Raw genomic sequence first — 22,661 nt, forward strand, 5'->3', positions numbered from 1 at the left:
CGAAGTGGTCATTGGAGGGCGGCATGCCCGATGGAACCTGGAGCCTGGCCGACGCGAAGGCCAAGCTGAGCGAAGTGGTCGAACGGGCCAAGACACAGGGTCCCCAGCATCTGACCAAGAACGGCAAGGACGCCGCCGTCGTGCTGTCGGCCGAGGACTACCGGCGGCTCAACGAAGCCGGTAGCGGAGCCCCGAAGCGCGCTCCAGCCTGGCTCGATCCCCGTTTTCGAGTTCTGAGCGACGATGAACACGACGCGGTGTTCAGGCGTGACCAAGATCCGGGCCGCGTCATCAGCTTCTGATGTTCCTGCTCGACACCAACGTCCTGTCGGATTCCACCAAGCTCGTTCGGAGTCCGGCCGTGACGGCATGGCTGGAAGCCCAGCCGATCACGACCCTGTTCGTCAGTGTCGTGACCCTCGCCGAAGCCCGCTATGGAATCGAAAGCCTCCCTGCCGGTCGCAAGGCTGATGATCTGCGTCAGTGGCTCGGCAGCGTGATTATCGAGTTCGACGGACGCCTGCTGCCAGTCGACGCCGAGATCGCCATGGCCCAGGGGCGCATTCGGCGAGCGGCCGAAAATGCTCGCCGGACCATGCCCGCGATCGACGCTTTCCTCGCGGCGACCGCCGAGATCCACGGCCTTACGCTCGTGACGCGCAATGTTCGCGATTTCCAGGGCTGGGGCGGGCCAGTCCTCGATCCGTGGACCGTCTAGGCGACCGCCGCCGTTCCGACCAAACTTCTACGCACCATCAGCGACGCTCCTGCCGCCAGCAGGCCCGCGACGCCGGCGATGATGAACGCTTCCATGTACTGCCCCTGCTGCGCGCGGATCACGCCCGCGCCGATCGCGGCCGTCGCCGCGCCCAGCTGGTGGCCCGCCCCGATCCAGCCGAACACGATGGGCCCGTCGCGGTCGCCGAACGCCTCGGTGGCCAGGCGCACGGTGGGCGGCACGGTGGCGATCCAGTCCAGGCCATAGAACACCGCGAACATCGACAGGCTGAGCACCGAGAAGTCCGAGAACGGCAGGTAGATCAACGAGAGTCCGCGCAGGGCGTAGTAGACGAAGAGCAGCTTGCGCGGGTCGTAGCGGTCGGTCAGCCAGCCCGAGGCCGTGGTGCCGAACAGGTCGAACAGCCCCATCAGCGCCAGCAGGCCCGCCGCCTTGACCTCCGGCATGCCCCGGTCGCCGCAGAAGGCGATCATGTGCACGCCGATCAGGCCGTTGGTGGTCAAGCCGCAGATGAAGAAGCCGCCGAACAGCAGCCAGAAGGTGCGGGTCTTGGACGCCCGGTGCAGCGCGCCGAACGCGGCGGCCAGGGCGTTGGAGGCCGAGCCCTTGGGCGGGGCCGTCCAGTCGTCCGGCGCGCCGAACGGGCGCTGGCCGATGGCGTCGGGGCTCTCGGGGATCAGCAGCCAGCAGATCGGGGCCATGATCGCGGCGACCGCGGCCACGGTCAGCACCACGGGGCGCCAGCCGCCATGGTCGGCGATCCAGGCCATGGCCGGCAGGAAGATCAGCGAGCCGGTGGCCGTCGCCGCCGTCAGCAGGCCCAGCATCAGGCCGCGCCGGGCCACGAACCAGCGATTGACGATGGTCGCGCCCAGCACCATGGCCACTGCTCCGCTGCCGACGCCCGCCATCACGCCCCAGGTGGCCACGTACTGCCAGCTCTGGGTCATGAAGGCCGACAGACCCGTCGACACCGCCATCAGCAGCAGGGCCAGGCTGATCGTGCGACGCACGCCGAACGACTGCATCAGCGCCGCCGCGAACGGTCCGGTCAGGCCATAGAGGAAGATGCCGATGCCGGCGGCCAGCGAGATCGAGGCGCGATCCCAGTGGAAGGCCTTCTCCAGCGGCAGGATCAGCACGCCCGGCGCGGCCCTGAGGCCAGCGGCCGACAGGAGGGCCAGGAAAGTGGCGGCGGCCACGACGAAGGCGTAGCGGTTTCCGAGGGTGCGGCGAAGCGTCTGGATCATGCGATGTAACCGATCGGTACGGGGCTTGTCGCCTTGCATACGTACCGGTAAGTAACATCGTCAAGCGCCATGACGAAATTCGACGAAAAAACCTCCCCGCCGCTCCCCGAGCACCTGCTGCCGTACAGCCCCGGCGCGCGGGCGGCCGAGCGGATCTTCGAGACCGCGCGCGACCTGTTCTATCGCGAGGGCATCCGCGCCGTGGGCGTGGACGAGATCGTCACCAAGGCGGGCGTGACCAAGCCCAGCCTCTATCGCAGCTTCAAGTCCAAGGACGACCTGGTCGCCGCCGTGCTGCGCGAGGTCGAGACCGGCTTCTGGGAGCGGTTCGAGTCGGCCGAAGCGGCGTTCCCAGGCGATCCCAAGGCCCAGATGGTCGCCTATTTCGAGGGCCTGGCCACGCGGTCGGGCGGCGCCGACTATCGCGGCTGCGCGCTCAGCAACGCCGTGGTCGAATATCCGGACCGCGACCATGCCGGCCGGGCCGTGGCCCAGGTCCACAAGCAGGACCTGCGCGCGCGACTTCGGGCCAAGGCCGCCGAGATGGGTGCGTCCGACCCCGGCGCGCTGGGCGATGCGATGATGCTGCTTGTCGAGGGGGTGTTCACCTCCAGCCAGATGTTCGACGACGACGACAAGCCGGCCCTGGCCGTGGTCGGAGCGGTCAAGGCGCTGATCGAGGTCTATTGCAAATGAGCCATCCCCTCGACCGTGCCGTCTGGAACGCCTTCACCAGCCGGCAGGCTCAGGTCGCGCTGCGCGACGGTGACGCCCTGCGGGTCGATCCCGACTTTGGCCTGTTCGTCGCCACGGCCGACCATGCGCCCGAGACGCTGGCCGCCCTCTCCCGCCTGGTCCACGCCCATCCGGGCGAGGTGGGGATCGTGGAACGGTTCGATCCGCCGCCCATCCCGGGAACCGAGGTCACGCGGCGCGCCGTCCTCAACCAGATGGTCGCGCAGACCCTGGCCGCGCCTCGGCCCGTCGACTTCGAGATCACGCCCCTGACCGACGCCGACGGCCCGGACATGCTGGCCCTGGCGACCCTGACCGCGCCCGGGCCGTTCTTCTCGCGCACCCACCAGTTGGGCGAGTTCGTCGGCGTGAAGGTCGACGGCCAGTTGGTCGCCATGGCCGGCGAACGCTTGCGGCCCGAGGGCTTCACCGAGGTCAGCGGCGTCTGCGCCCATCCCGATCACCGCGGCAAGGGCTATGCGGCGCGGCTGATGCTGCACGTGGCCCACAAGATCGCCGCGCGCGGCGAGACGCCGTTCCTGCACAGCTACGACCACAACGCCGGCGCCATCGCGCTGTACGAGGCGCTGGGGTTCCGGTTCCGGTGCGAGCAGGTGCTGACGGTGTTGGCGGCGGATCACCAGACCCCTCTCTCTTAGAGAGAGGGAGGGGCCCGCCGCGAAGCGGTGGGAGGGTGAGAGGTTTCACCGCTGGCCGGCAAACCCTCGAGTCTTTCGGTTGCGTTGAATTCAGAGAGCGGGCCCAAACCGCTTTAGTGAACGGAGCGCCCGAACACACAGGGGTTCCTCGTGTACGCCTGTCGGAGATTTCCCGAGCGATCCCTACAGAGTGTCAGCGGCCTCTATCGGCGCTCCGTCCGGAAAGACTGTAACCTCTCACCCTCCCACCGCCTGCGGCGGCGGGCCCCTCCCTCTCTCTATGAGAGAGGGGTTCAGAAAAAGACCCGGAAAGCTTTCGCCCTCCGGGTCCCTTGTTCGTTCAGCTCGGCGCGATCAGGCTTGGATCTGGTTCGCCGATCGCCGCGCCCAGCCGTAGAGGCCCGCCACCACGACCGCCGCGGCGATCAGGGCGAAGATCATGCCCACGTGCTCGGACGGCGCGAAGGAGACCTCCAGCGGACCGGGCTTCTGGGTGACGACGATCAGGCCGGCCAGGGCCACGTTGAACAGGCTTTCGCCGACGATGAAGCCCGAGGCGATCAACACGCCCAGGCGCTTGGCGGCCTCGCCCATGCGGTCCTTGTCGACCATCTTGTCGTAGAGCCAGCCGATCACGGCCCCGACCACGACCGGCGCGGTCACGGCGCTGGGCAGGTAGATGGCCAGGCCCACGCCCAGCGGCGGCAGGCTGAAGCGGCCCTTGCTGGCGCGGCGCAGGATGATGTCGACGATGACAAGACCCAGGCCGATCAGGGCGCCGTAGCCCAGCAAACTCCAGTTCAGGTCGCCGCCGATCACGCCCTTGGCCAGGGTCGAGATCAGGGTCGCCTGCGGGGCGTCCAGCGGCTTGGCGCCGGCCACGGTCGACAGGTTGGCCGCGCCCGAGAAGCCGTTCGACTGGTTCAGCAGTTCCAGCACGAAGGGGATGACGATGGCGCCGGCGACGACGCCGATGATCAGGGCCACCTGCTGCTTCCACGGGGTGGCGTCGACCAGTTGGCCGGTCTTCAGGTCCTGCAGGTTGTCGTTGGCCACCACGGCCACGGCCAGCACCATGGCGGTGACATAGAGGGCGTAGGCGACCAGGGCTTTCGCGATATCCGGGCCGATCACGCCGCGGCCGACGACGCCGACCATCAGCGAGGCGCCCAGCACGGTCAGGATGGCGATGCCCGAGACCGGGCTGTTGGACGAGCCGATCAGGCCGGCCATGTAGCCGCAGACGGCGGCGGCTAGCAGGCCGGCGATCAGCACGTAGCCGATGCCGATGGCCACCAGCGGCGCGGCCAGGCTGGTGATCGGACCGCCGGTCAGGAAGTGAGCCAGGAACCAGCCGGCCGGGGCCAGCAGCAGCAGCGACACCAGGCCGACGATGCCGATCGGGATGTCCTGTTCGGTGCGGGGAATCTCGCCGCCGCCGCTCTTGCGGACCTTGTTGGCCTCGAAGGCCGACATCAGGCCCGACCAGATCGGCAGGGCCAGCTTGCCCAGGGTCCAGATGGCGGCGGCGCCGATGACGCCCGCGCCCATGAACCGCACCTCGGTCTTCCAGACGGTCAGGGCGTGCTTGGCGACGTCGACGTCGGGCATCGGGTGCAGGCTGGTCATGACCGGGACGAGCACGCCCCAGGCGATGGCCAGGCCCGCGAACATCGCCACGCCGACGGTGATGCCCATCAGGTGGCCCGCGCCCATCAGGGCCAGCGAGCTGGAGGCGCCCAGGCCGGTCGCGCCGGCCCCGGCCTTGAAGTAGCCCGCCACCTCGGCGGCGAAAATCTTGGCGGCGGCCAGGGCGGCGAACAGGGCCGAAGCGATGGTGCCCAGCACCACGGCGACCAGGCCCTTCTGCCCTTCGGCCGCGCCGGCCCGCGAGCCGGTGCCGACCTTCAGCACCTCGGCGGCGGCGACGCCTTCGGGGTAAGGCAGGTCGGAATTGGTCACCAGGGCCCGGCGCAGGGGGATGGTGTACATCACGCCCAGCACCCCGCCGACCAGGCAGGCGCCGAAGGTGGTCAGGAACGGCACGTGGCTCCACCAGCCGATCATCAGCAGGCCCGGCAGCACGAAGATCACCGACGACAGCGTTCCCGCCGCCGAGGCGATGGTCTGGACGATGTTGTTTTCCTGGATCGTCGCGGTCTTGAAGGCGCGCAGCAGCGCCATCGAGATGACCGCCGCCGGGATCGAGGTGGCGAAGGTCAGGCCCACCTTCAGGCCCAGATAGACCTGGGCGGCGGTGAAGACCAAGGTGATGAGGATGCCGAGAAGGACCCCTCGGATCGTGAATTCAGAGCGTGGAGCCGCGGTGGCGTCGGACGACATGAAGGGTCCCAAAACAGTTAAGGCGGCCGGACCTTGCACGTCCGACCGCCCCTAACTCAAGCCTAGTTCCGCATTTTCCCGTTTCGCGGGTCGAGGCTACCCTTCAAATCGCCTTTCAGGGCAAGGTTCAGAGCACGCCCAGCATTTCCGCGACCAGCGGATGGCGGACGATGTCGCGGTCAGCCAGACGGACCACCGCGATGTTGTCGAGGGCTTCGAACTTCTCGGCCACGTCGCCCAGGCCCGAGATGCCCGGCAGCAGGTCGGACTGGTTCGGGTCGCCCGTCACCACCATGGTCGAGTTCCAACCCAGGCGCGTCAGCAGCATCTTCAGCTGCATGTAGGTGCAGTTCTGGGCCTCGTCGATCACCACGAAGGCGTTGTTCAGGGTGCGGCCGCGCATGAAGCCGACCGGCGCGATCTCGATCGCCCCCTCGGCCATCAGGGCGCGCATGCGCTTGACCGACAGGCGGTCGCTCATGGCGTCGTAGAGCGGGCGCAGATAGGGGGCCAGCTTCTCTTCCATGTCGCCCGGCAGGTAGCCCAGCGACTCGCCGGCCTCGACGGCGGGGCGCGACAGCACGATGCGGCCGACCTTGCCGGCTTCCAGCGCTTCGACGGCCTTGGCGATGGCGATGTAGGTCTTGCCGGTGCCCGCCGGGCCCAGCGCCATGATCAGGTTCTTGTCGTCGATCGCCTCCATCAGGCTGGCCTGGCCTGGCGATTTGGGTTTGATCGTTTTGAGGTAACTCTGGTCCCGGTCCTCATGTCCCGGCGTGCCGAGCGGCGACCAAGCTTGGCGATGCTCCACCGGCAGGCGGCGCACCTTGGCGTCGTCGTCGTAACGGCCAGCGTCGTTCGCGCCTTCGCGCACCATCCGCTTGAGAGCTCGCTTGGTCATGTAAGCCTCCATTCAGGCATGAAAAAAGGACGTGGCCGAAATGGCGACGTCCTTGGAGCAGGTGGGGAGGAGAAAAACGGAAACGCGAGCGCGGCCGGGCGGTTCGGAGCTTGCCCCCGAAGGCGGTAATGTACGCCCAAACCCCAAAACCGACACCCAAGGTCTCCGTTTACCGGGAGGCCGCGACCGATGATCGAGCGCGGCTCGGATACGAGAAGAATGTCTCCCGATATGGGAGTGTTCCCCCTCGAATCGCACAAATACAATGGGGCGAGCATGGTTTATGAGCGGTTAAGGCTCTGCCCGGTTTTAGAACACGAGGTGTACGGATGACTGTCTATTCCTTGGGCGCCTTAAATCCCTCGCTCCCGCCGGACGGCGAATATTGGATCGCGCCCAATGCCTGCGTGATGGGAAACGTCATCCTGCGGAAGAATTCGAGCATCTGGTGGGGGGCAATAGTTCGCGGCGACAATGATCCGATCGAGATCGGCGAGAACACCAACGTTCAGGACGGATCAGTACTGCACACCGACATCGGCAGCCCGCTGACCATCGGCGCGAACGTGACGATCGGCCACATGGTGATGCTGCACGGCTGCACGATCGGCGACGGCTCGCTGATCGGCATCGGCTCGATCATCCTGAACGGAGCCAGGATCGGGAAGAACTGCCTGATCGGCGCCGGCGCCCTGATCACCGAGGGCAAGGAGATCCCCGACAACTCGATGGTGATGGGCGCCCCGGGCAAGGTGGTCCGCGAGATCGGCGAGCAGCACGCCTTCGTCCTCCAGGCCTCGGCCCTGGGCTATGTGCAGAACTGGAAGCGCTATCGGACCGAGCTGGCGCGAACGGACTGACGGGACCTGAACGCCGGGGCCCGCTTAACCAAATGCCGACGGTTCCCGAATACCTTGTCGGCATGGTGTTGAGTACGAGCTTGGTCGCGAGCCTGAAGCGGGAGTGGACTCCAGCGCATCGTCGGCTGGCCGTCCTGACGCTCGCCTTCCTGGCGGCCAACATTTACAGCCTGTTCCTGGCCGGCGTGACCCACGGCCTGCCCACGATCTGGACCGCCAACGCCGTCCTCGTCGCCGGCCTGATGGTGCTCAACCGCCGGAATGGCGTGGCGCTGCTGGCCATGACCAGCGTGCTGCACATCGGCCTGGAGCTGATCGTCGGCCACACCCTGCGCTTCGCGATCCTGGTCACCCTGGTCGATGTGGCCCAGGTGGTCGCGACCGCCGTCGTGCTGCGCGCCCTGCGCCTGCCCAACCGCATTCGCAGCATGCGCGGCCTGCTGCGGCTGACGGCCGTGGCGACCGTCTTCACGATCATCACCTGCCCGCTGCAGAGCGGCATCCTGACCTGGAGCCTCGGCAAGCCGTTCTCGGCCCTGTGGAGCACCTGGATGACGTCCAACGCCCTGGGGGCGACCCTGGCCCTGCCCACCATGCTGATCCTGATGGACCGCCGCCTTGGCCAGGGCTTCCGGCCGATCCGGCCGCTCGAGGCGGCGGCGGGCCTGATCCTGGTCGCGGGCACGTCGGTCGCGGTGTTCTCCGTCAACGCCGCCCTGGAAGTGCTGGTGTTCGCCCCCCTCATGCTGGCCACGTTCCGGGGCGGTCCCCGCGCGGCGGCCATCGCCACCGCCGTTTCGCTGGCCGTGGCCATTCCGACCGTGATCCACAAGTTCGGCCTGGATCCCAAGGTGGTGATGACCCCGATGCGCGAGGCGCAGGTCTTTCACCTTCTGCTCTGCGCCGTCTGCCTGACCGCCGCCCTGGCGCTGAGCCGCCAGGCGCGCCTGCAGGCCCTGCTGGTCCGTCGCCAGGCCGTGGCGCGCTTCGCCCAGGCCAGGGCCCAGGCCGCCAACCAGGCCAAGTCCGACTTCCTGGCCACGATCAGCCACGAGATCCGCACCCCGCTCAACAGTATCCTGGGCTTCGCCGGCCTGGTCCGCGACGACCCGGACCTGTCGCCCGAGAACCGCCGACGCCTGGAGCTGGTCGAGCGCGCCGGCCGCTCCCTGGCCGAGATCGTCAACGACCTGCTGGACTTCGCCAAGGTCGAGGCCGGCCGCCTGGACCTGCGACTCGAGCCCGTCTCGCCCGCCGCCCTGCTGCGCGACGCCGCCGCCATCATCGCCCCGGCCGCGCGGGCCAAGGACCTGACCCTGTCGGTGCAGGTCGAGACCATCGGCGAGGGCGACGAAGCCACGCTGCTGGCCCTCGATGAGACCCGCCTGCGCCAAGTGCTGCTGAACCTGCTGGCCAACGCCCTGAAGTTCACCGCCCAGGGCCAGGTCGCCGCGCGGCTGACCCTGGGTCCCGCGCCCGGCGAACTGCGGTTCGAGATCGCCGACACCGGCATCGGCATCTCGCCGGAGGTTCAGGTCCGGCTCTTCCAGCGCTTCAGCCAGGCCGACAGCTCGATCAGCCGCGGCTATGGCGGCGCGGGCCTCGGCCTGGCCATCAGCAAGGCCCTGGTCACCCAGATGGGCGGCCGCATCGGCGTCGTCAGCGCGCTGGGCGAGGGCTCGCGGTTCTGGATCGAACTGTCGGCCGACGTGGTCGCTTCGTCGGCGGTCGTCGCCGCCACGCCGATCGCGCTGGAACCCGCCCGGCCCGCTCGCGTGTTGCTGGTCGACGACCACCCGATGAACCGTGAACTGGGTCACGCCCTGCTGACCCTGGCCGGATGCGAAGTGACCACCGCCGACGACGGCGCCCAGGCGGTGGAACTCGCCGGGGTCGAGGACTTCAACCTGATCCTGATGGACGTGCACATGCCGGGCATGGACGGCCTGGCCGCCGCCCGCGCCATTCGCGCCCTGCCCCGCCCGCACGGCGCGGTGCCGATCGTCGCCCTCACCGCCGATGTCCTGCCCGAGCAGATCGCCCGCTGCCAGGCGGCCGGCATGGACGGCCACGTCGCCAAGCCGATCCGACGGGAAGAGCTGGTGGCGGCGGTGTCACGCGCCCTGGGCATGGACCGGGAAGAGACGACCAGGGTTACGGGCGGTTAGACCCTGTTCGCCAACAAGCCCTACGGCGTGGACCGACGGGGCCGCAGCACGACGTTGAGCCGACGCGATCGGTCAATGACCAGTTTCCTGAGACCCGCGCCGAACTCGCAATAGTCGCGCCACAGGTCCGGCACGATCCAGGCGCCGTGCCGGTAGTAGGCCGGCGTGCCGATGCGCATGGCCACCTGAGGCGCGTCGCGCCAGGTGCCGAACAGCCGGTCCCAGAGGGGCAGAAGGCTGAGATTGATCGGCATCCTGTTGAGGCTGTGGTGCAGCCGGTGGTGCAGCGGCGACTGCACGATCCAACGGCCGATCCAACCGAAGTTGGACTCGACGCGCGAATGGACCACCAGCCGGATGATGATGATCGCCAGGCCGACCTCGGCGAGGGCTTCACGGTCGCAGCCCAGCAGAACCCCCGGCAGGACGGCGCCGACCACGGCGGTGAACACCGCCGGATGGACGCGCGCGGCGGTCAGGATGGAGAACGACTCGGCGGCGTGATGGAAGCGGTGCAGCGGCCAGAACACCCGCGAATGGTCCAGGCGATGGCTCCAGTAATCGAAGAACGTATAGAGCAGGAACAGGAGCACCACCTGGAACGGCAGGGGCGCACCGGCGATCGTCAGGTCGATCCCCGTCGCCTGGGCCAGCAGCCCCCTCAGCCACTCGCCCGAAATATAGACGACGCCAAAGCTCATGACCGCGGTGACCAGGGTCCAGGCCGGCGCCAGCTGGAAGAGGTAGCAGGCCACGTCGGACCAGCCGGAGGCCGTGCGTTCGACCAGCAGATGCCGCAGCGAACTCTCCTCCCAGCCCGTCCAGAGATATTCCAGGAGGAAGATGATCGGCAGCAGGACGCTGAGTTCGACCGTCCGATCGATCACCCGCCGGTGCACTTCGCTGACGATGTGCTCGCGCCCGAAGACGTGCAGCGTCAGGGTGTCGGGAACCACATGGAGCAACGCCCACCAGCCCAAGGCGACCAGGGCCAGGTGTGCGCCAATGACGGACAGGGCCACGGGGTGCAGCAATCGGCGGATCGCCATATGGAAAAGGCCCGGCTCGCTCGCCGCTGCAACTGGTTCAATTTGAGCCACGCGTTCCCCCGTCTCTACGGAAAATCCGTACTTGCAACCTCCGGTGAGCAAGACCCGCGCCAAACCGCGCGCTTATGCCGCAACGACGGTCGACGCTGGTCGGAGACGGTCTGTCGGGCCGCTAACGCGCCGCGCCGTTCAAGGCCTCGCGCTGGGCGAAGACGCGGGTGACTTCCGCCATGTTTTCCGTGCCCCACGTGCGGAGCGGCGTCAGGGCTTGGGCCAGGCTGGAAGCCGCTGATCCTTTACCTCCTCGCCCAAGGCGGCCCCACCCGCTACGGCGAGCCGCGACGGGCCGTGCGCGACGTCAGCGATGGCCGCAGGTTGGAGGCGACTTGACTCCCCTTCCCACATCGCGACCGGAACATGATGTTTTGACGCGACATCGGCGCCCGCACTGCGCCTCCGATCCGCTTTCAGCAAGAACCTACGAGGTAAGTTTACAACCATCAGCACCATCGTAACTTCATCGCCAATTCAATTTCAAATACACATCGATCCATTATTTTTGACAAAAACTGGAACAATAATTCAACTTGCGACTTCCTAAACTGTACCGCCAGGCCTTTGATATCGACTGGCTTCGGATTTTCCTTTTATTTGAGACACCCCGACGCCCCGCCTGTGCTGGGTGAGCGACCCGCGCCCCATGCCGGACGCACCCTTGAAGGGTCCTTCATGTTTAAAACGAGCCTGACGGCGATCGCTTTCCTGGCGATCAGCCAAAGCGCGACCGCGCAAGTACCTGTCGGCGCGGCGGGGCAAATGCAGCAGATCCCTCCAGCGCCAAAGACGGACCAGGCGGCGCCCGAAGTTCGCATCGAAAAGGCCCCACCGGCCGTTCGGGCTGACACCGGCGGCGCCAAGATCCCGGTCGTCGCCCTGCATGTCACTGGCGCGACGGTCTTCAGCGAGGCGGAGCTGATCGCGACGACCGGCTTCAAGCCGGGCGCGGATCTCGATCTGAACGACCTTCGTGACCTGGCCGGTCGGATCGCCGCCCATTACAACGCCCATGGCTATTTTCTGGCCCAGGCCTACCTGCCCGCCCAGGACGTCCGGAACGGCGTCGTGACCATAGCGGTGGCGGAGGGCCGCTACGGCGCGATCTCCTTGCGCAACGACGCCCATCTGTCGAACGGGGTGATCCACGGCGTTCTCGACGGGCTCGACAGCGGCGACCTGGTCGCCTCCGCGCCGCTCGAACGCCGCCTGATGCTGCTGTCGGACCTGCCCGGCGTCGAGGTGAAGTCGACGCTCAGTCCCGGCGCCGCGATCGGAACCTCCGACCTGATCATCGACCTGGCGCCCGGCCGGCGGATCACCGGCGGCCTCGAAGCCGACAACGCCGGCAACCGTTACACCGGAGCCTATCGCGCCGGGGCGCTGGTCAATTTCAACAATCCTACCGGTCGCGGCGACCAGGCCAGCCTGCGGGTCCTGACCTCGACCTCGGGCCTGGGCTATGCCCGCGCCGCCTATCAGGCCCCGATCGGCGTGGCCACGGTCGGCGTCGCCTACGCCCACATCCACTATGAGCTGGGCAAGGAATTCAAAAGCCTGGGCGCGAACGGCGAGTCCGACGTCGCCAGCCTGTTCGTCAGCTATCCGCTGATCCGCTCGCGCAACAGCAACCTCAACGCCGTGGCCAATCTGGACGCCCGACGCTTCGTGGACCGCGTGGACCTGTTCGACGCCCGCACCCGGCGCGACGCCCTGGCCCTGACGTTGGGCCTCGACGGCGACCATCGCGACGCGTTCGGCGGCGGCGGCTGGACCTCCTACAGCCTGGCCTGGACGACGGGTGATCTCGACATCAAGACCCCCGCCACCCTGGCCGCGGACAGGGCCACGGCCCGCGCCAATGGCGGCTACAGCAAGCTGTCGGCGAGCGTGGCGCGGCTGCAGACCGTGAGCGGCCCGCTGTCGTTGTATGGCGCGGTGCGCGGCCAGATCGCGTCGAAGAACCTCGACACCTCCGAGAAGATGGAACTGGGCGGCGCCTACGCCGTGCGGGCCTATCCCGAGGGCGAGGCCTATGGCGACCAGGGCTATGTGGCGACGGCCGAGGCGCGGCTGATGCTGCCCAAGCCCGGCGGCCTGCCGGGCCGCATCCAGTTGATCGGCTTCGTCGATGTCGGCTCGGTGTCGTTGACCAAGGACCCATGGTTCCTGGGGCGCAACCACGCCGACCGCAGCGGCTACGGGGTAGGGCTCACCTGGGTCAGCAACGACGACTTCGTGATCCGGGTCTCGCATGCGCGAAAGCTGGGTGACGACGACGCCACCTCGGCGCCCGACCGGTCGGGCCGCACCTGGGTCCAGCTCTCCAAGCTTTTCTGACGACGAGGACCGCGCCGCACGACGCCGCGCGCCCGTCTCCCGCAACAAGGATTTCGCTCATGCCCCGCGCCTTTCCGATGACTTCCGCCGCCCAGACCTCTCCCTCCGACCGCAGGACCTGGCTGGCCGCTTCCACCGCACTGGCCGGCTTGGCCATGTCCATGACCCTGGGCCTGTCGGCCCAGGCCCAGTCCCTCCCCTCCGGCGGAACGGTGTCGGCCGGGCAGGCCAGCTTCTCCGGCGACGCCAACACCCTGACCATCAACCAGGCCAGCGCCTTCGCCGCGATCAACTGGCAGAGCTTCAACATCGGCCAGGGGCAGTCGGTGACCTTCGTCCAGCCCGGCAGCCAGTCGGTGGCGCTCAATCGCGTGCTGGGCGCGGATCCGTCGCAAATCCTCGGCGCCCTGTCGGCCAACGGCAAGGTCTTCCTGGTCAATCCCAACGGCGTGCTGTTCGGCCAGAACGCCCAGGTCAATGTCGCGGGCCTGGTGGCCTCGACGCTCGACATCTCCGACGCGGACTTCATGGCCGGAAACTACAGGTTCTCGGGCGGCGGCGGCGCGGTCCTGAACCAGGGGACGATCAAGGCCGACGGCGGCTTCGTCGCCCTGCTCGGCGCCAATGTCAGCAACCAGGGCCTGATCCAGGCCAATCTCGGGACCGTCGTGTTGGCGGCCGGCTCGGCGATCACCCTGGACGTGGCCGGCGACGGCCTGCTCAACGTCACCATCGACCAGGGCGCGGTCAACGCCCTGGCCACGAACGGCGGACTGCTGCGGGCCAATGGCGGCCAGGTGGTGATGACCGCCAGTTCGGCCGGCCAACTGATCCGGACGGCGGTCAACACGACAGGCGTCATCGAGGCGCGGGCGCTCGACACCCGCAACGGCGTCATCCGTCTGATCGGCGATCCCCAGTCCGGCGGCGTGGCGGTCAACGGCGGGCTGGACGTCACCGGCGCCGCCGCCGGTCAGACGGGCGGCGACATCGTGATCACCGGTCAGACCGTCAGCCTGGGCGGCCAGGCTCGGCTAGACGCCTCTGGCGACGCCGGCGGCGGAACGGTCCTGGTTGGCGGCGACTATCAGGGCGGCGGCGCTCTGGCTCATGCCGACACGGTCTCCATGGCCCGGGGTGCGGTGATCCTCGCCAACGCCGGCCGCGCCGGCCAGGGCGGCGAGGTCGTCCTCTGGTCCGACGGCGTCACCCAGGTGGACGGCGCGATCGGCGCCCGGGGCGGCGCGCTGTCGGGCGACGGCGGCCTGGTCGAGACCTCCGGCAAGCGTGTCGTGCTCGGCCAGAACGCGCGGGTCGACACCCTGGCGCCGCGCGGCGCGACGGGGCTGTGGCTGCTGGATCCGGTCGACTACACGATCGCCATCGCCAGCGGCGACGAAACGCCCTCGCAGGTGACGATCAGCCTGGCCAGCTCCAACCGCCTGATCGAGGCGACCCATGACATCACGGTCGCCGACGCGGTCACCTGGACCACGCCCCAGACCCTGGAGCTGCGCGCGGGCAACGACGTGCTGATCAACGCCGCCGTGACCGCCAGCACGGCGGGCTCGCTGATGCGCCTGACGGCGGGCCGCGACGTCCTGGTCAACGGGGCGCTGACGGCCAGCGGCAACGGTTCGCTGATCGAGATCAATTCGGGTCGCGACATCGACCTGCACGAGGCCGTGACCGCCAGCGGCGGCGGGGCGCTCCTGTTCCGCGCCGACAACGACGGCACGGGCGGCCCGACGGGCGGGACGGTGCGCCTGGATCCGCTGTTCCCCGTCACCAGCACGTCCAAGACGATCTATTATTCGCCGGAGAACGGCTACGCCGCGCCCAACCTCTACACCGGCTTCACCGCCTATATGTGGGTCTTCGTCGACGCGATCGACAAGGTCTATGACGGCACGGTGGCCGCCACCGCGACCTTCCGCGGCGATCCCACGGTGGGCGGCGCCAACGATGTCGGCCTGGCCGGCGGCGCGATCAGCTTCGTCGACAAGAACGTCGGGCCGGCCAAGCCGGTGACCTTCGCCGGCTATGGCATCAATGGCGCCGACGTCGCCGACTTCGCCCTGTTCGCGCCGGCCGGCGACACCACGGCGGCGATCACGCCCGCCGTCCTGACCATCACCGCCAACGACGCCAACAAGGTATACGGCCATACGGTGACCTTGCCCGGCACGGCCTTCACCTCGACCGGCCTGGTGGCCGGCGAAACGATCGGTGGCGTCACCGAGGTCAGCCCCGGCGCCGTCGCCTCGGCGACCGTGGCCGGTTCGCCCTATGTCATCACGCCCAGCGACGCGGTCGGCGGCACGTTCCTGATCAGCAACTACACCACCAACTACGTCAACGGAGCGCTGACCGTCACGCCAGCCGCCCTCACGGTGAGGGCGAACGACGCCAGCAAACCCTATGGCCAGACCCTGGTCTTCGTCCCCACCACGTTCACGACGACAGGCCTGGTGAACGGCGACACCATCGCCGGCGTCACCCAGAGCAGTCCGGGCGCGACGGCCGGGGCGGCGTCCGGTCCCTATGTGATCACCACCCGCGCCGCGACGGGCGGCAGCTATATCCCGGCCAACTACGTCATCACCTATGGCGACGGCGCCTTGACGGTGCTGGCCGACGCGACGCCGCCGACCTCGACCGCTTTTGGCGCGGCGTCGCCGATCGTGGCCTCGCCCAGCGGCGTTCCGGCCGGGGTGACCCGTCCGGGCGACACATCCGTCGACGCCTTCTCGACGGACGACGCCTCGGGAGCCTCGGCGAGCGGCGCTTCCGGCCTCACGGCATCAAATGGACCGCTCGCCACGCGCCTGACCGTGCTGGAAAACGGCGTTCGGACGCCGCGGCAGTTGGAAACCCTGGCCACGTCGCCGAACGAAGCGACCGACCGACGCCTCGTCGACGCGATCGATGACCGCGCGCCGAACACCCGCGCCCCAGCGCCTGTCTTGGCCCCAGCCCCGACCCCGGCCCTGACCCCGACGACCCGCTATGCGCCCAAGCAAGACCGGAACTAGGCCTTGAAAACTGGAACGTCGCGCAGGCCGATCGTGTCCGTCCTCCCGCTGCTGGCGGTCCTCCTGGGGCTCGGCTCGGCCGCCTCGGGCATGGCGGCCGTCCCGGCGCCGACTTCGCCCTGGACGGTCGGGTCGGATCCGTCCGAGGCGACGATGCGCAAGATCCGCTGGGCCATCGCCTCCAACGACAATGGCGACCTGCCCTTCGTGGTCGTCGACAAGCGCGCCGCGCGCGTCTTCGTCCTGGACCGCCATGGCCTCGTCCTTGGAGCGGCGCCCGCGCTGTTGGGCCTGGCCAAGGGCGACGTGTCGCCGCCGGGCATCGGAGACCGTCCGCTGTCGGCGATCGGTCCCGCGGATCGGATCACGCCCGCCGGTCGGTTCGTCGCCGGCCTGGGCCCGGACCTGGGCGCCAAGGACGTCCTGTGGGTGGACTACGCCGCCGCGATCTCGCTGCACCGGGTGGTGACCAGCAATCCTCGCGAACATCGCCTCGAACGTCTGGCGACCGCCTCGATCTTGGACAACCGCATCTCGTACGGCTGCATCAACGTGCCGGCGAAGTTCTTCGACGACGTCGTGCGGCCCGCGTTCCTGGCTCGCGGCGGCGTGGTCTACATACTGCCCGAGCTCGCGGCGGAGGATTGATGACGGCGCTGCGCTGGCCGCTCACGTCCGCTACTGGCGCGTGGCGGACCGCACCGCGCCTGCGCCGCGACCACCTCATTATTGACAGCCTAAGCCCGCCTTGGGGACAGCTCCAACCTGTATCGACAAACGCGCCGCCCTCTTGCTCCGCGCCTAAACCCGCGTAATCTGCTTCCTTAACAACGATAACAAACCAGGGAGGCGACGTCGGGCCATGGCCAGCGCACGCTACGACTACGTCATCATCGGCGCCGGTTCGGCCGGCTGCGTCCTGGCGGCCCGGCTGACCGAGGATCCCAACGTCAAGGTTCTGCTGCTGGAGGCCGGCGGCAAGAACAGCTCGATCCTGGTCAAGATGCCCGCCGGCGTCGGCGAGCTGATCAAGGCCAAGGGCGATCAGAACTGGGGCTTCTGGACCGAGGCCGAGCCTCACCTCAACGACCGCAAGCTGTGGTGGCCGCGTGGCAAGGGCCTGGGCGGCAGCTCGGCCATCAATGGCATGATCTATATCCGCGGCCACGCGCGCGACTACGACCAGTGGCGGCAGATGGGGCTGAACGGCTGGTCCTACGCCGACGTGCTGCCCTACTTCAAGCGCTCGGAGACCCACCACGGCGGCGGCGACGCCTATCATGGCGAGAGCGGGCCGCTGCACGTGTCGCGCGGCGAGTCCAAGAGCCCCTTCTATCCGGCCCTGATCGAGGCCGGCCGCCAGGCGGGTCACGCGGTGACCCAGGACTTCAACGGCTATCGGCAGGAGGGTTTCGGCCCCTACGACCTGACGATCCGCAACGGCCAGCGCTGGAGCGCGGCGGCGGCCTATCTGACGGCGGCCCTGGCCCGGCCCAACCTGACCTGCGTGACCGAGGCGCGCACGACCCGGATCCTGGTCGAGAAAGGCCAGGCGATCGGGGTCGAGTACGTGGTCGGCCAAAGCCCGGAGCGCCTCGTCGCCCATGCCGACGCCGAAGTGCTGCTGAGCGCCGGAGCCGTGCAGTCGCCGCACATCCTGCAACTGTCGGGCATCGGCGATCCGGAGGACCTGAAGACGCACGGGATCGCCACGACGCATGAAGCCAAGGGCGTCGGCGCCAACCTGCAAGACCATCTGGACGTCTGCCTGTCGTGGACGACGAAGAACCTGCAGACCGCCTATTCGGCCAACAAGGGGCTGAACAAGCTGACCACCGGCCTGTCCTACATGCTGCTGGGCAAGGGCCTGGGCCGCCAGCAGTTCCTGGAAAGCGGCGCGTTCCTGAAGTCGCGCCCCGACCTCGACCGGCCCGACCTGCAGATCCACGGCGTGCTGGCGATCATGCAGGACCATGGCAAGACCCAGGTCGAGAAGGACGGCTTCACCCTGCACGTCTGTCAGCTGCGCCCCGAGAGCCGGGGCAAGGTGGGCCTGCGATCAGCCGATCCGTTCGACGATCCGACCATCCTGGCCAACTACCTGGCGACCGAGGAAGACCGTCGCGCCATCCGCGAGGGCGTGAAGATCGCCCGCGAGGTGGTGGCCCAGGCCGCCTTCGATCCCTACCGCGAGGCCGAATACGCGCCGGGCGCGGACATCAGGAGCGACGCCGACATCGACGCCTGGGTGCGGGCCAAGGCCGAGACCATCTATCACCCGGTCGGCACGTGCCGGATGGGCGCGGCGGGCGATCCGCTGGCCGTGGTCGACGACCAGCTGCGCGTGCAGGGGCTCAAGGGCCTGCGCGTGATCGACGCCTCGGTCATGCCCACCCTGATCGGCGGCAACACCAACGCGCCCACGATCATGATCGCCGAGCGGGCCTCGGACCTGATCCGGGGCAAGGCCGTGCTGCCGGCGGTGGACGCGCCAGTGTTCGAGGACGGGCGGGCCGTGGCGGCTTAAACGCCGGTACGCCCCCTCCGTCGGGCTTCGCCCGCCACCTCCCCCGTTTCACGGGGGAGGAGAAAGATGCCGTGTCCTCCTCACCCGCATCGCGGGGGAGGTGGCGCGATGCGAATACGCATCGTGACGGAGGGGGCGTTCGGCGCTTGGCGCCCAGCCTCAACCGACTATCTGTAAGGCCCCAGCCAAAAACGAGGCGCACCATGAACCACCGCCCCCTCGGCCGCTCCGGCCTATCGACCGCGCCTCTGGTGTTCGGCGGCAACGTCTTTGGATGGACCGCCGACGAGGCGACGTCGTTCCGACTGCTGGACGCCTTCGTCGACGGCGGGTTCAACGCGATCGACACCGCCGACGTCTATTCGGCCTGGGTTCCGGGCCATGCGGGCGGCGAGTCCGAGGGCGTGATCGGCCGCTGGCTGAAGGCGCGGGGCAAGCGCGACGACGTCCTGATCCTGACCAAGGTCGCCATGTGGCCGGCCCAGCCGGGCCTGTCGGCGGCCAATATCGCCGCCGCCGTCGAGGGCTCGCTCAAGCGCCTGCAGACCGATTACATCGATCTCTACCAGTCGCACCAGGACGACGCCGAAACGCCGATCGAGGAAACGCTCGAGGCCTATGACCGCCTGATCAAGGCCGGCAAGGTGCGGGCGATCGGCGCCTCGAACTTCACGCCCGAGCGGCTGGCGGCCTCGCTGAAGGTCTCGGCCGACATTTCGCACGAAGTTGGGGGTTTGCCGCGCTACGAGACGATCCAGCCGAAGTTCAATCTCTACGACCGCGACGAGGTCGACGGGGCGCTGGCCGAGCTGACGGCGCGCGAGGGGCTGGGGGTCATTCCCTATTACGGCCTGGCCGCCGGCTTCCTGACCGGCAAGTACCGCACGCAGGCCGACCTGGAGGGCAAGGCCCGGGGTCGGACGGTCGGGCGCTATCTGAACGACAAGGGCCTGCGGGTGCTGGCGGCGCTGGACGCGGCCGCCAAGGCGGTGGGCGCGTCCCAGGCCCAGGTCGCCCTGGCCTGGATCATGGCTCACCCGTCGATCACCGCCCCGATCGCCAGCGCCACCAGCGTCGAGCAGTTGAACGAGCTGATGGCCGCCGCCCGGCTGATCTTGCCGACCGAGGTGGTCGCGGCGCTGAACGCGGCGGGATAAGGTCGATGGGAAGGGGTCGCGTCCAGCGCCCCCTTCCCATCGGCGGCGCGCCCCCTGCCGCCGCGCCGCCCTTTCCGTCCCCCCCAAAGGTCCGGAAAAGCTCGTGATGTCTTCTAGGCGATACGCCGCCCGTGCAGCGTCGCCAGCCGCAGGCGCGGCGCTTCTTCATTGGCCGGGCCCAGGCTCTGGATCTTGCGCACGCCCAGCTCCGAAGCCGGACGGCCCATCAGGCGCTGGATCATGGCGATCGGCTGGTACAGGCCCAGGAACCGGTCGACCTCGCCGTCGACCCCGGTCATCGGGGCCATCAGCACCTCCATGCCCACCGAAGGCGCTCCGATGGCGCGGATGTCGGCGGTGATCACCACCGGCTCGCCCCGGCGGCGTGCGACCTCCAGCGCCGACTTGACCTCCAGCCGGTGCGACAGCGCCCAGAAGCCCAGGGCGTCCTCGCCGCGCAGGTCGCGGGCGTGCAGGTCGGTGACGAAACCGCCGGCCAGACGCACCGGATAGCGGGCCTTCTGGTCGCGTCCGAGGATGAACACCTGGGGCAACAGATCGAGGAATTCGCCCGGATTGACGCTGGCGCGCGCCGGCACGCCGTCGTTAACGGCCTTGCTACGCCAATAGTCTATCAATCGTTCCGTGCTTGGATGGAACATCGTCGTTCCCCTCGCGGGCTCACTCGCGGTCCCTTTTCGACCGCACCGGGCTTGCAGGGAGAACCGGGCCAGCCCCAGGACCGTGCCGTCCTGGGACAGTTTTCCGGTCGAGCGACGGGCATGGCGTGAAACTTGCTTGGCTTTTCGCCACGCGGCACGTCGGTGTGTTGTGAAGGAAAGAGGCCTATGCGGGCGCCGAAATTGACCTTGTCCAAGCTGTGGATCAGCCTGGCCGCCGGCCTCCTTGGAGTTCTGGGGGTCGCGTTCTTCTTCGTGGGCGACGTCGCCCTCGCTCAGTGCAACTGCACGCCGCCGCCCTGCTGCGCGCCGCCGCCGGCCCCGCCGCGTCCGCCCACCCCGCCGCCCGGCTGCAACACCTGCGGCGGTGGTGGCGGCGGCGGTCACAACGTCTATGTGCCCGGCATCAATGTCCACGTCAGCGGCTCGGTCGTCGTCAACGCCAACGCCTCGGCCACCAGCAGCGCCTCGTCCGGTTCGAGCGCCGGAGCCGGCGCGGGCGCCGGAGCCTCGGCCGGCTCGACCGTCTATTACGGCGGCGGCACCCATGGCGGCTACTATTCCGGCCCGGTCTCGACCGGCTACATCCAGGGCCTGAACGTCGAGGGCGGCGAGGCTCGCCGTCGCGCGTCGTACGAGGCCACCCGCACCAAGTTCAAGCGCGTGGTCATCCGCGCCGTCTGCCTGGACGACCGCGACGTTCCCCACCCCGCCTCGCAGGTCACCCCCGACCGCGACATCGACAGCGGCTATGACGGCGAACTCTATCGCTGCATCGCCGGGTCGCGGATGCAGTACGTGATCGGCGCCTACGAGGGCTACAACGAGGCCAACTTCGGCGGCGAGACCTATGTCTGCGGCAAGAACGAAGCCCTCTATTACGGCGGCGGCGCCGGCGGTTCGAGCCTATCGGGCGGCCCCGACGGTCGCGGCGGCGCCCTGACCTGCCGCTCGCAGAAGCCGGCCCGCGACTGCAACGAGCGCTCGCTGCTGCGTCGCTACGGCGCCGGCGTCAAGGTGCTGACCATCCTGACCACCGAGAAGTACACCGCCTATCGCGAAGAGACGGTGCGCGAACAGTCCGGCTCGGGCCTGAGCCTCAGCCTGGACGGCGGCGTCGGCGGGGTCGTGTACTAGGCCGCCAAGGCATCCAGAACGCAGAAGGGCCGCTCCTCCGGGAGCGGCCCTTTTCTTTGGCTAACCAACGCACGTCATCCTCGAAACAAGTCCGAGGGACGGCGGAGGTCGTCAGATCACGTAGTCGTAGACCACGTCGGCCAGCGTGTGGTCCATCGTCCGGGCCGGCTCTTCGCAGGTCGGGCAGTTGACGATGCGGGCCGGGACGCCGGCGGCGGTGCAGTGCGGCGGCACGGGCTTCAACACCACCGAGCCCGAGGCGATCTTGGCATAGTCGCCGATCGTGATGTTGCCCAGCACCTTGGAGCCGGCGCCCAGCAGAACGCCCTTGCCGATCTTGGGGTGGCGGTCGCCGCGCTCGGCGCCGGTGCCGCCCAGGGTCACGCCGTGCAGCATCGAGACGTCGTCGCCGACCACCGCGGTCTCGCCGATGACGATGCCGGTGCCGTGGTCGATGAACACGCCCTTGCCGATGCGGGCGGCCGGATTGATGTCGACCTGGAAGACCTCGCTGCAGCGGCTCTGCAGATAGAAGGCCAGGGTCTCGCGCCCTTGCGCCCACAGCCAATGCGACACGCGATGGGTCTGCAGGGCCAGGAAGCCCTTGAAGAACAGGAACGGCTGAACGTAGCCCTTGGTGGCCGGGTCGCGCTCGAACACCGCCACCAGGTCGGCCTCGGCGGCGGCGACCAGCGACGGATCGCTCTCGAAGGCGTCCGCGGCGAACTCGCGGGCGGTCATGGCCCGCATTTCCTGGTCGCCCAGCTTGCGCGCCAACTGGAACGTCAGGGCGTCGGCCAGGTTGTCGTGGCTGAGGATCACGGCGTTGAGCAGCGAGGCCAGGGCCGGTTCGGCCTTGGCGGCGTGTTCGGCCTGGTTGCGCAGCGCGGCCCAGACGGGCGGCGTCGTTTCCTGCGTCACGACCTCGAGATGCTTGGCCACCGGGCTCTCCCTCTCCCACGCCCGATTAGAGCATCTTTTTGAGAAATGCTCCAGGCGCCCACGGTTTCAACGGCCGGCGCGTGAA

18 protein-coding genes and 1 pseudogene are annotated in these 22,661 nt (G+C 68.6%); 12 read left to right on the top strand and 7 right to left on the bottom strand.

Features of this window, described 5'->3' with window-relative positions; genetic code table 11:
* Nucleotides 1–23 precede the first annotated feature (23 nt).
* Together G3M62_RS18035 and G3M62_RS18040 are read left to right on the top strand one after the other, a co-directional pair.
* The gene (locus tag G3M62_RS18035) at nucleotides 24–302 is read left to right on the top strand and encodes a type II toxin-antitoxin system Phd/YefM family antitoxin (RefSeq protein ID WP_165189517.1); all 279 of its coding nucleotides are present in this window, start codon (nucleotides 24–26) and stop codon (nucleotides 300–302) included.
* On the top strand, nucleotides 302–718 hold the full coding sequence (locus G3M62_RS18040) for a type II toxin-antitoxin system VapC family toxin (protein WP_165189519.1): 417 nt from the start codon (nucleotides 302–304) through the stop codon (nucleotides 716–718). The genes G3M62_RS18035 and G3M62_RS18040 overlap by 1 nt, the downstream gene beginning before the upstream one ends.
* Here the strand turns inward: G3M62_RS18040 and G3M62_RS18045 are convergent.
* Nucleotides 715–1,989, bottom strand: a complete 1,275-nt coding sequence (locus G3M62_RS18045; protein WP_165189521.1) for an MFS transporter — start codon at nucleotides 1,987–1,989, stop codon at nucleotides 715–717. The genes G3M62_RS18040 and G3M62_RS18045 overlap by 4 nt on opposite strands.
* A 69-nt stretch (nucleotides 1,990–2,058) precedes the next feature.
* Between G3M62_RS18045 and G3M62_RS18050 the strand changes: the two genes are divergently transcribed.
* A complete protein-coding gene (locus G3M62_RS18050) occupies nucleotides 2,059–2,685 on the top strand; it encodes a TetR/AcrR family transcriptional regulator (protein WP_165189523.1) in 627 nt (208 codons plus the stop codon).
* Complete coding sequence (locus tag G3M62_RS18055) at nucleotides 2,682–3,383, top strand: GNAT family N-acetyltransferase (RefSeq protein ID WP_165189525.1); 702 nt, start codon at nucleotides 2,682–2,684, stop codon at nucleotides 3,381–3,383. The genes G3M62_RS18050 and G3M62_RS18055 overlap by 4 nt, the downstream gene beginning before the upstream one ends.
* Nucleotides 3,384–3,737: 354 nt before the next feature.
* Here G3M62_RS18055 and G3M62_RS18060 read toward each other — a convergent pair whose 3' ends face one another.
* Nucleotides 3,738–5,726 carry an OPT family oligopeptide transporter gene (locus tag G3M62_RS18060; protein WP_165189527.1) on the bottom strand — a complete coding sequence of 663 codons (1,989 nt, stop codon included), beginning with the start codon at nucleotides 5,724–5,726 and terminating at the stop codon, nucleotides 3,738–3,740.
* Nucleotides 5,727–5,853: 127 nt separating this feature from the next.
* Complete coding sequence (locus G3M62_RS18065) at nucleotides 5,854–6,639, bottom strand: PhoH family protein (RefSeq protein WP_165189529.1); 786 nt, start codon at nucleotides 6,637–6,639, stop codon at nucleotides 5,854–5,856.
* A gap of 317 nt (nucleotides 6,640–6,956) precedes the next feature.
* Between G3M62_RS18065 and G3M62_RS18070 the strand changes: the two genes are divergently transcribed.
* Nucleotides 6,957–7,487 carry a gamma carbonic anhydrase family protein gene (locus tag G3M62_RS18070; RefSeq protein ID WP_165189531.1) on the top strand — a complete coding sequence of 177 codons (531 nt, stop codon included), beginning with the start codon at nucleotides 6,957–6,959 and terminating at the stop codon, nucleotides 7,485–7,487.
* A gap of 80 nt (nucleotides 7,488–7,567) precedes the next feature.
* Nucleotides 7,568–9,655 (top strand): ATP-binding protein, encoded by a 2,088-nt coding sequence (locus G3M62_RS18075; protein ID WP_246263316.1) that lies wholly within the window; start codon nucleotides 7,568–7,570, stop codon nucleotides 9,653–9,655.
* A 20-nt stretch (nucleotides 9,656–9,675) separates the two neighbouring features.
* Here the strand turns inward: G3M62_RS18075 and G3M62_RS18080 are convergent, their stop codons facing one another.
* Nucleotides 9,676–10,704, bottom strand: a complete 1,029-nt coding sequence (locus tag G3M62_RS18080) for a sterol desaturase family protein (RefSeq protein ID WP_165189535.1) — start codon at nucleotides 10,702–10,704, stop codon at nucleotides 9,676–9,678.
* Nucleotides 10,705–11,433: 729 nt separating this feature from the next.
* On the opposite strand from G3M62_RS18080, the gene G3M62_RS18085 reads away from it, so the two are divergent.
* The 4 genes from G3M62_RS18085 (at nucleotide 11,434) to G3M62_RS18100 (ending at nucleotide 18,660) form a co-directional block, all read left to right on the top strand.
* A complete protein-coding gene (locus G3M62_RS18085) occupies nucleotides 11,434–13,098 on the top strand; it encodes a ShlB/FhaC/HecB family hemolysin secretion/activation protein (RefSeq protein WP_165189537.1) in 1,665 nt (554 codons plus the stop codon).
* A gap of 59 nt (nucleotides 13,099–13,157) precedes the next feature.
* Nucleotides 13,158–16,133, top strand: coding sequence for a two-partner secretion domain-containing protein (locus G3M62_RS18090; RefSeq protein WP_165189539.1), 2,976 nt, complete (start codon nucleotides 13,158–13,160; stop codon nucleotides 16,131–16,133).
* A 33-nt stretch (nucleotides 16,134–16,166) separates the two neighbouring features.
* Nucleotides 16,167–16,781 (top strand): L,D-transpeptidase, encoded by a 615-nt coding sequence (locus G3M62_RS18095; protein WP_205691884.1) that lies wholly within the window; start codon nucleotides 16,167–16,169, stop codon nucleotides 16,779–16,781.
* 214 nt (nucleotides 16,782–16,995) lie between these two features.
* On the top strand, nucleotides 16,996–18,660 hold the full coding sequence (locus G3M62_RS18100) for a choline dehydrogenase (protein ID WP_165189541.1): 1,665 nt from the start codon (nucleotides 16,996–16,998) through the stop codon (nucleotides 18,658–18,660).
* A gap of 48 nt (nucleotides 18,661–18,708) precedes the next feature.
* Here G3M62_RS18100 and G3M62_RS18105 read toward each other — a convergent pair.
* Nucleotides 18,709–18,807: pseudogene (locus tag G3M62_RS18105) on the bottom strand (hypothetical protein); the annotation flags it as partial.
* A 56-nt stretch (nucleotides 18,808–18,863) separates the two neighbouring features.
* Between G3M62_RS18105 and G3M62_RS18110 the strand changes: the two are divergent.
* The gene (locus G3M62_RS18110; protein WP_165189543.1) at nucleotides 18,864–19,817 is read left to right on the top strand and encodes an aldo/keto reductase; all 954 of its coding nucleotides are present in this window, start codon (nucleotides 18,864–18,866) and stop codon (nucleotides 19,815–19,817) included.
* A 113-nt stretch (nucleotides 19,818–19,930) separates the two neighbouring features.
* Here G3M62_RS18110 and G3M62_RS18115 read toward each other — a convergent pair whose 3' ends face one another.
* Entirely contained in the window at nucleotides 19,931–20,479 is a 549-nt protein-coding gene (locus G3M62_RS18115; RefSeq protein WP_165189545.1) for a PAS domain-containing protein, read from the bottom strand.
* Nucleotides 20,480–20,665: 186 nt separating this feature from the next.
* Between G3M62_RS18115 and G3M62_RS18120 the strand changes: the two genes are divergently transcribed.
* On the top strand, nucleotides 20,666–21,634 hold the full coding sequence (locus G3M62_RS18120; protein WP_165189547.1) for a hypothetical protein: 969 nt from the start codon (nucleotides 20,666–20,668) through the stop codon (nucleotides 21,632–21,634).
* A 111-nt stretch (nucleotides 21,635–21,745) separates the two neighbouring features.
* Here G3M62_RS18120 and cysE read toward each other — a convergent pair whose 3' ends face one another.
* Nucleotides 21,746–22,576 (bottom strand): serine O-acetyltransferase, encoded by an 831-nt coding sequence (gene cysE, locus G3M62_RS18125; RefSeq protein ID WP_165189549.1) that lies wholly within the window; start codon nucleotides 22,574–22,576, stop codon nucleotides 21,746–21,748.
* Nucleotides 22,577–22,661: the final 85 nt, after the last annotated feature.

Source organism: Caulobacter soli (assembly GCF_011045195.1).
GTDB lineage: Bacteria > Pseudomonadota > Alphaproteobacteria > Caulobacterales > Caulobacteraceae > Caulobacter > Caulobacter soli.